The 9,758-nt window shown below is 69.4% G+C and carries 10 protein-coding genes; 7 read left to right on the top strand and 3 right to left on the bottom strand.

The features are described 5' to 3' along the window. Nucleotides 1-54: 54 nt before the first annotated feature. Nucleotides 55-1,017, top strand: a complete 963-nt coding sequence (locus D7Y13_RS32145; protein ID WP_120586029.1) for a hypothetical protein — start codon at nt 55-57, stop codon at nt 1,015-1,017. A 7-nt stretch (nt 1,018-1,024) separates the two neighbouring features. On the opposite strand, the gene D7Y13_RS32140 is transcribed toward D7Y13_RS32145, so the two are convergent. After that, nucleotides 1,025-1,624 (bottom strand): Maf family protein, encoded by a 600-nt coding sequence (locus tag D7Y13_RS32140; RefSeq protein ID WP_120630878.1) that lies wholly within the window; start codon nt 1,622-1,624, stop codon nt 1,025-1,027. Nucleotides 1,625-1,730: 106 nt separating this feature from the next. On the opposite strand from D7Y13_RS32140, the gene D7Y13_RS32135 reads away from it, so the two are divergent. Together D7Y13_RS32135 and D7Y13_RS32130 are read left to right on the top strand one after the other, a co-directional pair. Beyond that, nucleotides 1,731-2,996: a metallopeptidase family protein gene (locus tag D7Y13_RS32135; protein ID WP_120585803.1), complete on the top strand. Its 1,266-nt coding sequence runs from the start codon at nt 1,731-1,733 to the stop codon at nt 2,994-2,996. A gap of 8 nt (nt 2,997-3,004) precedes the next feature. Continuing rightward, nucleotides 3,005-4,183, top strand: coding sequence for a class I SAM-dependent rRNA methyltransferase (locus tag D7Y13_RS32130; protein ID WP_120585804.1), 1,179 nt, complete (start codon nt 3,005-3,007; stop codon nt 4,181-4,183). 27 nt (nt 4,184-4,210) lie between these two features. Here the strand turns inward: D7Y13_RS32130 and D7Y13_RS32125 are convergent, their stop codons facing one another. Both D7Y13_RS32125 and D7Y13_RS32120 read right to left on the bottom strand, forming a co-directional pair. Then, nucleotides 4,211-4,708 (bottom strand): caib/baif family protein, encoded by a 498-nt coding sequence (locus D7Y13_RS32125; RefSeq protein ID WP_120537589.1) that lies wholly within the window; start codon nt 4,706-4,708, stop codon nt 4,211-4,213. A gap of 26 nt (nt 4,709-4,734) precedes the next feature. Next, complete coding sequence (locus D7Y13_RS32120; protein WP_233595966.1) at nt 4,735-5,295, bottom strand: hypothetical protein; 561 nt, start codon at nt 5,293-5,295, stop codon at nt 4,735-4,737. 34 nt (nt 5,296-5,329) lie between these two features. Here D7Y13_RS32120 and D7Y13_RS32115 point away from each other — a divergent pair, with 34 nt between their 5' ends. The 4 genes from D7Y13_RS32115 to D7Y13_RS32100 all read left to right on the top strand — a co-directional run. Continuing rightward, nucleotides 5,330-7,408: an ATP-dependent helicase gene (locus tag D7Y13_RS32115; protein WP_120537585.1), complete on the top strand. Its 2,079-nt coding sequence runs from the start codon at nt 5,330-5,332 to the stop codon at nt 7,406-7,408. A 180-nt stretch (nt 7,409-7,588) separates the two neighbouring features. Then, complete coding sequence (rplM, locus tag D7Y13_RS32110; RefSeq protein ID WP_120537584.1) at nt 7,589-8,035, top strand: 50S ribosomal protein L13; 447 nt, start codon at nt 7,589-7,591, stop codon at nt 8,033-8,035. 9 nt (nt 8,036-8,044) lie between these two features. Further along, on the top strand, nt 8,045-8,446 hold the full coding sequence (gene rpsI, locus D7Y13_RS32105) for a 30S ribosomal protein S9 (protein WP_120537583.1): 402 nt from the start codon (nt 8,045-8,047) through the stop codon (nt 8,444-8,446). A gap of 134 nt (nt 8,447-8,580) precedes the next feature. Continuing rightward, on the top strand, nt 8,581-9,758 hold a 1,178-nt coding region (locus D7Y13_RS32100), incomplete at its 3' end, for a type IV pilus twitching motility protein PilT (RefSeq protein ID WP_147444529.1).

Genomic DNA, 9,758 nt, shown 5'->3' with positions numbered 1-9,758 from the left:
GTCCGAGGGGGGCGCGAGCGGGGACGGGGGATTTGGGATAGAGGGCGGACCGCCATGCGAGTCCAGGTCCTCTTCCACGACAATTGTTTCGACGGCGCGGCCAGCGCCGCGGTCTTCACCCGCTTCTACAGGGAGCGCGTGCGCGCGGACGCGACGTTCAGCTACCGGGGGCTGTCGCACAAGCCGGGGGCGGAGGGCATTGATCCGGCCGTCTTCACCGGGGACGAGAACGTCATCGTCGACTTTCGCTACAGCCAGGACGCGCGGCTCACCTGGTGGTTTGACCACCACGCCTCCGCCTTCCAGCAGCCGGGCGACGAGCCCCACTTCCAGCGCGACACCAGCGGGAAGAAGTTCCACGACGCGCACCGCAAGAGCTGCACGCTGTACCTGGCGGACGTGGCGCGTGAGCGCTTCGGCTGGGATGCGTCCGCGCTGTCGGACCTGCTGCACTGGGCGGAGATCATCGACGGCGCGCAGTTCCCCAGCCCCCAGATGGCGGTGGCGCTGGAGGAGCCCGCGCTGCGCATCATGACGGTGCTGGAGTCCACGAAGGATGAGACGCTCATCCCGGAGGTCATCCGCCGCATGCAGTCCGAGTCGCTTTCGGACATCGCCGCCTCGCCCCTCATCTCCGCCCCGCTGGCGCCGCTGCTCTTCAAGCACCAGCGCAACATCGACCTGGTGCGCGAGAAGGCCCGCTACGAGAACGGCGTCGTCTTCTTCGACCTGGTGGACGAGGGCGTGGACAGCCTCAACAAGTTCATCGCCTACGCGCTCTACCCGAACGCGCGCTACACGCTGTGGGTGGGCAAGGGTGCTTCGCGCGCCAAGGTGTCGCTGGGCTCCAACCCATGGCAGCCCCATACGCGCAAGCACGACCTGGCCGCCATCGCCGGCCGCTACGGCGGGGGCGGGCACCCGGTGGTGTCCGCGGTGAGCTTCAAGGCGGACCAGACGGACAAGGCCCGCGCCGCGTACAGCGAGATCCTGGCGGAGCTGTCCAGCGCGGGCTGAGAAGCCTTCAAGGGCGGGCGAAGAACGCGAAGCCCGCCTGCCGCAACAGCCGCACCACCGGCAGCATGGGCAGTCCCTGCACGTTGGTGCGGTCCCCTTCGAGCTTCGCGAGCAGCGCCTGCCCCTGGCCCTCCACGCGGTAGCTGCCCGCGCAGCCCTCCCACTCGCCGGTGTCCAGGTAGCGCTCCAGCTCCTCGGGCGGCAGCGGGAAGAACGTGAGGTGCGTGGTCTCCACGGCCTGCGTGAGGTGGCCGCCTGGGCCCACCAGACACACGCCGGTGTGGATGGCGTGGGTGTGGCCCAGCAGGCGCCCAAGCTGCGCGCGGGCGGCGTCCCGGTCGTGGGGCTTGCCCAGCGTCGTGCCCTCCACCTCCACCAGCTGATCCGCGCCCAGGACCCAGGCGTCCGGGTGGCGCTCATGCACCGCGCGGGCCTTGCGCACCGCGAGCATCGCCACGGCCTCCAGGGCGGAGAGCTGGGCGGGCACGTGCTCGTCCACGCCGGGGGCCTCGGTGCGGTAGGGCAGGCCCAGCCCGTCCATCAGGGCCTTGCGCGCGCTGGAGGTGGACGCGAGGAACAGGTCGCCGGGGGGGCCAGGGTTTTTCATGGGGTGGGGTGAGGGTAGTGCAGCCGGGGTGGGGAAGGGGCCCTTCGAGCGGGCAGGCACGTCCCCGCTTCCGGTGGATGGGGCGGATGCCATAGCCTCCCACCCCATGTCGCGGCGCGGTCTGCTCGCTGTCTGTCTCCTGCTCGCCTCCTGCAAACGCCCCCCTCCGGCTGTCGCCGACGCGGGCACGGATGCGGGTGCGCAAGCCACCGTGACCGCCGACGCGGGCACGCTCGCCACGGCCTCCCTGGACGCGGGGGGCGCCTCCGACTCGGGCCTTGAAGCCTCCGTGACGTCGCCGGAAGACGGAGTGGCGGAGGTGCACCCGCTGGCGGTGTGCGACGCGCGCGGGGATGCGCCCCTGGACGCGGCCCGCCGCTACTACGACGAGGGCCACTACGAGGAGGCCCTCTCCTGCGCCGCGCAGGCCGCCGCGCTGGAGCCGGACCTGGCCGCCGCCCACGCCGAGCGCGGCGCCGCCCTGGCCTTCCTCCACCGAGAGCCGGAGGCGCAGCTCGCCTTCGCCCGCGCGCTGGCCATCGACCCGGGAGACCCGGACGCGCTGCTGGGCGCCGCGCACCTGTACGCGGTGCAGCTGCCCTCCACGCGCGAGCGGGACGAACTGGGCGCGCTCTACGCCGAGCGCGGCCTGTCCCAGCCCTCCACGCCCCCGGAGCTCGTCCCCTCCCTGGCGCTGGTGGCGGCCATGGCCTTCAACGACCTGGGGCAGGCGGACCAGGCGCTGGAGCGCGCGGCCATCGTGCTCGCCCGCGAGCCGGGCAACCTGGAGGCGAAGTACGAGAAGGCCCTGGCCCTCTTCGAGCTGTGCCGCTTCCGCGAGGCGAAGGCCGCCTTCGCTTCGCTCCTGACGGACAAGGAGCGCGCGGCGCACGCGCACCAGCACCTGGGCCTGCTGCTGGAGCGCGAGGGGCGCTGGAAGCAGGCCCAGGAGCACTTCGACCGGGCCCGCACGCTGGAGCCCCAGGACTTCCCCCCGCCGCCCCTGCCGACGCCGGACGAGTTCCGGGCCCAGGTGACGCGCGCGCTGGCGGACCTGCCGGAGGACATGCGCAAGGACCTGGAGGGCGTGCCGGTGGCCACCGAGGAGATTCCCTCGGAGGACGACCTGCTCGCCAACCAGCCACCCCTGTCGCCCACCATCCTGGGGCTGTTCCGGGGCCCCTCCCTGGGCGAGCCCTGCGACGGGACGGAGACGCCGTGCCGCTCCGTGGCCCTCTACCGGCGCAACCTGGCCCGGGCGGTGCGCACGCCCGAAGAGCTGCGCGAACAGATTCGCGTGACACTGCTGCATGAAATCGGGCATCTGCGAGGGGAGGACGACGAGGAACTGGCCGCACGCGGCCTGGAGTGAGCCCCCACATGCCTTCCCTTCCCACTGCCCGTGTCAGCTTGAAGGGCGCCAAGACGCTGCGTCGAGGCTCCCCCTGGCTGTACCGCACGGAGCTGATGGAGCCCCCCACCACCGACACGCCTGGCGCGGTGGTCGCGGTGGTGGACCCGCAGGGCAACCCCATCGGGCAGGCGCTCTACGCCCGCCGCTCCCCGCTCGCCATCCGCCTGCTCACCCGCAAGAGCCCCGCGGAGGAGAAGGTGGACGACGCCTTCTTCATCCGCCGCGTGGAGGCCGCCCTGGCCCGCCGCGCGGTGCTCCCCGGCCGAGACGGCCTGCGGCTGGTGCACGGCGAAGCGGACCAGCTGCCCGGCTTCTTCGTGGACCGCTACGGCCCGGGCCTCACCATTCAAACGCTCTCCGAGGGCATGGACGCGCGCAAGGAGATGCTCGCCCGCGCGCTGGTGAAGATGACGGGCGCCACCCACGTGGTGTGCCGCGACGACGCCTCCGGCCGCGACTTCGAAAGCCTGCCGCGCGAGGTGCGCCTGCTGCACGGCGAGGGCGACGCGCGCTTCAGCTACCACGAGGGCGAAAACCGCTTCGACGTGGACCTGCTGGGCGACATGAAGACGGGCGCGTTCCTGGATCAGGTGGACAACCACCTGCGCGCGGGCGAGCTGGGCCGGGGCGACGCGCTGGACTGCTTCAGCTACCACGGTGGGTTCGCGCTCGCGCTCGCGAAGCACTGCACGTCGGTGCTCGCGGTGGAGCAGGACGCGAAGGCCGCGGCCCGCGCGCAGGCGAACGCGGCCGCCAATGGCCGCTCGAACGTGAAGGTGGAGAATGGCAACGCGTTCGACGTGCTGCGCCGCTTCGACCAGGAGGGCCGCCGCTTCGACACCATCGTCCTGGACCCGCCGGGGCTCGCCAAGCGCCGCGAGGGCCTGGCCACCGCGCTGCGCGCCTACCACGAGCTCAACCTGCGCGCCCTGCGCTGCCTCAAGCCGGACGGCCTGCTGGTGACGTGCTCGTGCTCGGGGAAGCTGGACCGCGAGGGCTTCGAGTCCATGGTGCTGGACGCCGCCGCGGACGCGAAGCGCCCGGTGCAGATTCTGGAGCGCCGGGGCGCGGGCCTGGACCACCCGGTGCTCGCGGGCCTCGCGGAGACGGAGTACCTCAAGGCCCTCTACGTGCGCGCCTTGTAGGCCGAAGCGGCAGGCGCGCGAGGGGCGCTAAGGAATGGCCAGCTCCTTGCGCAGCCTGCCCACGACCTTGAAGTACTCGGTGCGGGAGAAGCCCACGTTGAGGATGTGGAAGTCCTTCTTGGACAGGCCCACGCAGCCGAAGCAGTAGTTGCAGTCCTGCAGGTTCTTGCTCAGCACCACGTACGCGCTGTTGGAGCAGTTCTCGCTCTGCACGCAGTACGCGCACGCGTGGCAGTTCTTGCACTCCACGCAGTGCGAACAGTTGGTGCACAGCTCGCAGCGCGTGCAGTGCGTGCACTGGTGGCAGCTGTCGCAGTCCTTGCAGAACATGCAGTTGGCGCAGCGCTGACAGCCCTCGCACGCGTAGGAGCCCGGGTTGCCCGGGTCCACCGAGTAGCTCTTGGACAGCTTCTGGAATTGATCCAGGAACTCGCGCTTGCCCAGCGACGACACGCCCAGGCGCGCCATCTTCTCCTGCTCCAACAACTCCTGGGCCGTCTGGGGTCGGGACCCCTTCTCCTTCACCGCCACGGACGCTCCTTGAACTGGAATCACTGCAGCCGGGCCAGCCCGGCCAGATCGATGCCGCGCGCCACCCGCCGCACCTCCACGGTGCTGGGGAAGCCACGGCTGGTGACGGCCACCACGAAGCGCTCACCCACCAGCAGGTTCGCCTCCGCCATGCCCTCGTCCGCGTCATAGCGCACGAAGCCCACGGCCTCCTTCCACTGGATGGGCGCCGTCGGGTCGCTCGCCGCCCGGCCCCGCGCCTTCTGCGCCGCCTCGCGGATGGCCTGCCCCAGCTTGAGCCCCAGGGTGGTGTCCACGATGCGCACCTTCACCTCCCGGTCCTCGCCGCGGGTGTAGGTGCGCTCCGCCTCCGACACGGACACCTCGCCGTACTTGCCGGTGGAGCCCCCGGTGGCGCCCACCGTGAAGCCCTCCAGCGAATCCGGCAGGAAGGGCGCCAGATCCTTGAAGTACACGCACGGTGCGGCGGTGGTCACCACATCGCGCGGGGTGGGAGAAGTCGTGCGTTCGTCGTCAAGGCATCCGCCGCCCACGCCGAGCGCGAGCGTCGCGATGGCCAGCCGTAGGAAATAGTCGCGCACGAACGAATCAAAGGGTATCCCCGGCCTGCGCGCAATGGACCTTTCGAAGCTCAATCCTCCACAGCGTGAGGCCGTGCTGACGACCGAGGGTCCCCTGCTCGTGCTGGCCGGCGCCGGCAGCGGCAAGACACGGGTCATCACCCACCGCATCGTCCACCTGCTCAACGAGCGGCCCGGCCACCTGCTGGCCCGCAACATCCTGGCCGTCACCTTCACCAACAAGGCCGCCACGGAGATGAAGGAGCGGCTCATCCACATGGCCGGTCCGCGCGCCCAGGGCGTCCTGGTGTGCACCTTCCACGCGTTCGGCGCGGAGATGCTGCGCGAGGACATCCACCGGCTGGGCTGGCCGAAGAAGTTCGCCATCGCGGACATGGGCGACCAGCTGTCCATCATCCGCCGCGCCATGCGCGAGAAGCGCATCGACGACCGCGCCTTCGACGTGCGCAAGGTCCTCAACCTCATCTCCAAGGCGAAGAACTCCGGAGAGGTGCCGCAGCCCAAGGGCGAAGGGATGGGGGACGACTACGACCTCATCACCGCGATGGTGTTCGCGGACTACCAGCTCGCGCTCAAGGCGCAGGGCTCGGTGGACTTCGACGACCTGCTGGTGCTGCCCGCGCGCCTCCTGCGCGAACACCCGGACCTACACCGCAAGTACACGCAGCGCTTCCGCTACCTGCTGGTGGACGAGTTCCAGGACACCAACCACGCCCAGCTGGACCTGCTCAAGCTGCTCGCGGGCGAGGCGCGCAACGTGTGCGCGGTGGGGGATGACGACCAGTGCATCTATTCGTGGAGAGGCGCGGAGGTGCGCAACATCCTCGACTTCGAGAAGCACTTCCCGGGCGGCAAGGAGGTGCGGCTGGAGCAGAACTACCGCTCCTCGCAGCGGGTGCTGGACGCGGCCAACGCCGTCATCGCGAAGAACCCCGAGCGCAAGGACAAGCGCATGTGGACCGACCGCCGGGGCGGAGAGCTGGTCAAGGTCGTGGCCTGTCCCAACGACGAGGAGGAGGCCCGCTTCGTCGCGCACGAAATCCAGAAGCACATCTCCCAGGGCATCCCCGCGGATGACATCGCGGTGCTCTACCGCACCAACGGCCAGTCGCGCCCGGTGGAGGAGATGCTGCGTGAGAAGAACATCGCCTACGAGGTCGTGGGCGGCAGCGAGTTCTTCGACCGCAGCGAGGTGAAGGACGTCATCGCGTACTTCAAGGTGCTGGCCAACCGGCTGGATGAGATCAGCCTCATGCGCATCGTCAACGTGCCGGCACGCGGCATCGGCGACGTGACGATGGAGCGCCTGCACGCGCACTCGCGCGCGGAGGGCGTGACGCTCTGGACGTCCATGCGCCGCGCGGACACCTACGAGGACCTGCCGGCCGGCGCGGGTGGCAAGGTGCTGGAGTTCGTGGAGATGGTGGAGCGCTACCGCGACGCCTTCCTCCACGCCCCGCGCCTCTCGGAGGCGACGCAGAAGCTCTTGGAGGAGATCGGCTTCCGCGAGGCCACGCGCGCCAAGGCCGTCTCCGGCACCGCCGCGGACAAGAAGCTCAAGAGCGTGGACCATGTGCTCGCGTCGCTGGAGAAGTTCGAGAAGCGCGAGGGCCCCAAGGCCAGCCTCCTCACGTACCTGAACCGCCTCAGCCTGGACACGCGCCAGGAGGAGGAAGAGGTCCCCGGCCAGAACCGCCGCGTGACGCTCATGTCGCTGCACGCCTCCAAGGGCCTGGAGTACCGGCTCGTCTTCTTCCTGGGCATGGAGGAGGACCTGATGCCCCACGGCGGCATGCAGGGCGAGGCGCAGAACCTCGAGGAGGAGCGCCGCCTCTGCTACGTGGGCATCACCCGCGCCAAGGAGCTGCTCTACCTCACGCGCTCCACGGTGCGCGTGAAGCGCGGCAAGGAGGTCCCCCGCACGCCCTCGCGCTTCCTGGAGGACCTGCCCCCGGACGCCTTCGAGAACGTGGACATGGACGCGCCGCGTCAGGGCCCTCCGGATGAGAAGGAGAAGAACTTCTTCGCCAACCTGAAGGAGCGGTTCAAGAAGCCTCCGCCGGGGCCTCCTGGCGGCGGTCCTGGCCCGGGGACGCCCGGTCGGGTGCCCTAGGCGGCCGGATTTCCAGGCCCTGTGCGCCCGACCTTGACTTGATCCCAGGGTCCCGCTAGGAGGTTCGGCCTTTCCGGGCTTCTGTCGGAGTTTTTGGCGGAGGACCCGCGGTTGGTTTCGCACGAGCACGCGTCCCCTGGCATGCACCTGGGTGCCGCGCCGAAGTTTGGAGTGCACGAAATGTCGCAGAAGACCTACAGCGCCAAGGCCGCGGACATCAAGCGCCAGTGGCACGTCATTGACGTGTCCGACAAGGTGCTTGGCCGCGCCGCCAGTCAGATTGCTACCCTGCTGAAGGGCAAGCACAAGCCGACGTACACCCCGTCCATCGACACGGGCGACCACGTGATCGTCATCAACGCCGACAAGGTGAAGGTGACGGGCACGAAGGAGACCGACAAGCTCTACTACCGGCACCCGTACGCCGGTTTCCCGGGCGCCCTGAAGATCACCAACCTGCAGAAGCTCCGCGCCAAGCACCCCGAGGACGTGATCCTCAATGCGGTGCGTCGCATGCTTCCGCGCAGCGCCCTGGGCCGTCAGATGATGACCAAGCTCAAGGTGTATGCCGGTGATACCCATCCGCACACCGCGCAGCAGCCGGTGGCGTACAAGGTCGAGGCGTAAGGAACAGCCATGGCGATCAATCCTGAACTTGGTTTCTACGCCACCGGCCGCCGCAAGGAGGCCACCGCTCGTGTGTGGCTGCGTCCTGGCAATGGCCTCGTGGTCATCAACGGCCGCGACATCAATGAGTACTTCGGCCGTGAGACGTCGAAGATGGTGCTCAACCAGCCGCTGGAGATCCTGGAGCAGAAGGGCAAGCTCGACGTCACGGTCAACGTGCGCGGTGGCGGCCTCTCTGGTCAGGCCGGTGCCATCCGTCACGGCATCGCGCGCGCGCTGTGCGCCTTCAACCCGGAGTTCCGTCCGGCGTTGAAGAAGGCCGGCTTCCTCACCCGCGATGCTCGCGCGGTCGAGCGCAAGAAGTACGGCCAGCCCGGCGCCCGTCGTCGGTTCCAGTTCTCCAAGCGCTAAACTGCTTGCCGGCTCGCTGGAGCCGCTCCTCGGCGGGGGTCCTCTTTCAGGGACCTCCGCCGTTGTGCTTTGCGGGGTCACCCGCTGCCCCGTCGCGGCCAGCGCGGGCGTTCTGCTAGCATCCGGGCCCTCCCATGGAACTCAACGAAATCCTGCAGATCGCCCTGCGCGGCGGTGCCTCCGACATCCACCTGAAGGCGGGCCTGCCGCCCATGTTCCGCGTGGACGGTTCGCTGGTGCCGCTCAAGGACGGCCGCCGCCTGCCTCCGGAGGAGGTGGCGCGCATGGCGTTCGGCATCATGAACGAGTTCCAGAAGGAGAAGTTCAAGGTCAGCAACGAGGTGGACCTGGCGTACGGAGTCCCTGGCCTGGGCCGCTTCCGCGTGAACGTCTTCCAGCAGCGCGGCACGGTGGGAGCGGTGCTGCGTGTCATCCCCTTCAAGGTGATGACGATGAAGGACCTGCTGCTGCCTCCGGTGCTGGAGAAGGTGTGCGGCGAGGAGCGCGGCCTGGTGCTGGTGACGGGCACCACGGGCTCCGGCAAGTCCACGACGTTGGCGGCGATGATCGACTTCATCAACTCCAACGAGACGAACCACATCATGACCATCGAGGACCCCATCGAGTTCCTCATCCGCGACAAGCGCTCCATCGTGAACCAGCGCGAAGTGGGTGTGGACACGATGAGCTTCTCGCAGGCCCTCAAGAGCGCGCTGCGGCAGGACCCGGACGTCATCCTGGTGGGCGAAATGCGCGACCACGAGACCATTGAAACGGCGCTCCACGCCGCGGAGACGGGCCACCTCGTGATGTCCACGCTGCACACGCTGGACGCGACGGAGACCATCAACCGCATCGTGTCCGCCTTCCCCCCGCACCAGCAGAAGCAGGTGCGTCTGCAGCTCTCCAGCGTGCTGCGCGGCGTGGTGAGCCAGCGGCTCGTGCCGCGCGCGGACGGCAAGGGCCGTGTGGCGGCGGTGGAGGTGCTGCGCGTCACCACGCGCGTGCGGGAGCTCATCGAGGACAAGGACCGCACGAAGGAGATCCACGACGCCATCGCGCAGGGCACGGACTCCTACGGGATGCAGACCTTCGACCAGTCGTTGATGGGGCTCGTGCGCAACGGGCTCGTCACCTACGACGAGGCCCACCGCCAGGCCAGCAACCCGGACGACTTCGCGCTGCGCTTCTCCGGCATCAGCGGTACGTCCGACTCGAAGTGGGACAACTTCGATGCCAAGGCCGGCGAGGAGCGTCCCATCCCGGGCTCGGCGTCCTTCGCGCAGAAGGGCGCGCCCGCTCCGGCCCAGGC

This window comes from Corallococcus praedator (genome assembly GCF_003612125.1).
Classification (GTDB): Bacteria; Myxococcota; Myxococcia; order Myxococcales; family Myxococcaceae; genus Corallococcus; species Corallococcus praedator.
Note: the sequence above shows the minus strand (reverse complement) of the source record. Positions and strands in the feature narration are given on the sequence as shown.

What these genes read in the sequence shown, in the direction of transcription:
- D7Y13_RS32130 (WP_120585804.1), top strand. Translation starts at nt 3,005, where the DNA reads ATGCCTTCCCTTCCCACTGCCCGTGTCAGCTTGAAGGGCGCCAAGACG.
- rplM (WP_120537584.1), top strand. Translation starts at nt 7,589, where the DNA reads ATGTCGCAGAAGACCTACAGCGCCAAGGCCGCGGACATCAAGCGCCAG.
- D7Y13_RS32135 (WP_120585803.1), top strand. Translation starts at nt 1,731, where the DNA reads ATGTCGCGGCGCGGTCTGCTCGCTGTCTGTCTCCTGCTCGCCTCCTGC.
- D7Y13_RS32145 (WP_120586029.1), top strand. Translation starts at nt 55, where the DNA reads ATGCGAGTCCAGGTCCTCTTCCACGACAATTGTTTCGACGGCGCGGCC.
- D7Y13_RS32115 (WP_120537585.1), top strand. Translation starts at nt 5,330, where the DNA reads ATGGACCTTTCGAAGCTCAATCCTCCACAGCGTGAGGCCGTGCTGACG.
- rpsI (WP_120537583.1), top strand. Translation starts at nt 8,045, where the DNA reads ATGGCGATCAATCCTGAACTTGGTTTCTACGCCACCGGCCGCCGCAAG.
- D7Y13_RS32140 (WP_120630878.1), bottom strand. Translation starts at nt 1,624, where the DNA reads ATGAAAAACCCTGGCCCCCCCGGCGACCTGTTCCTCGCGTCCACCTCC.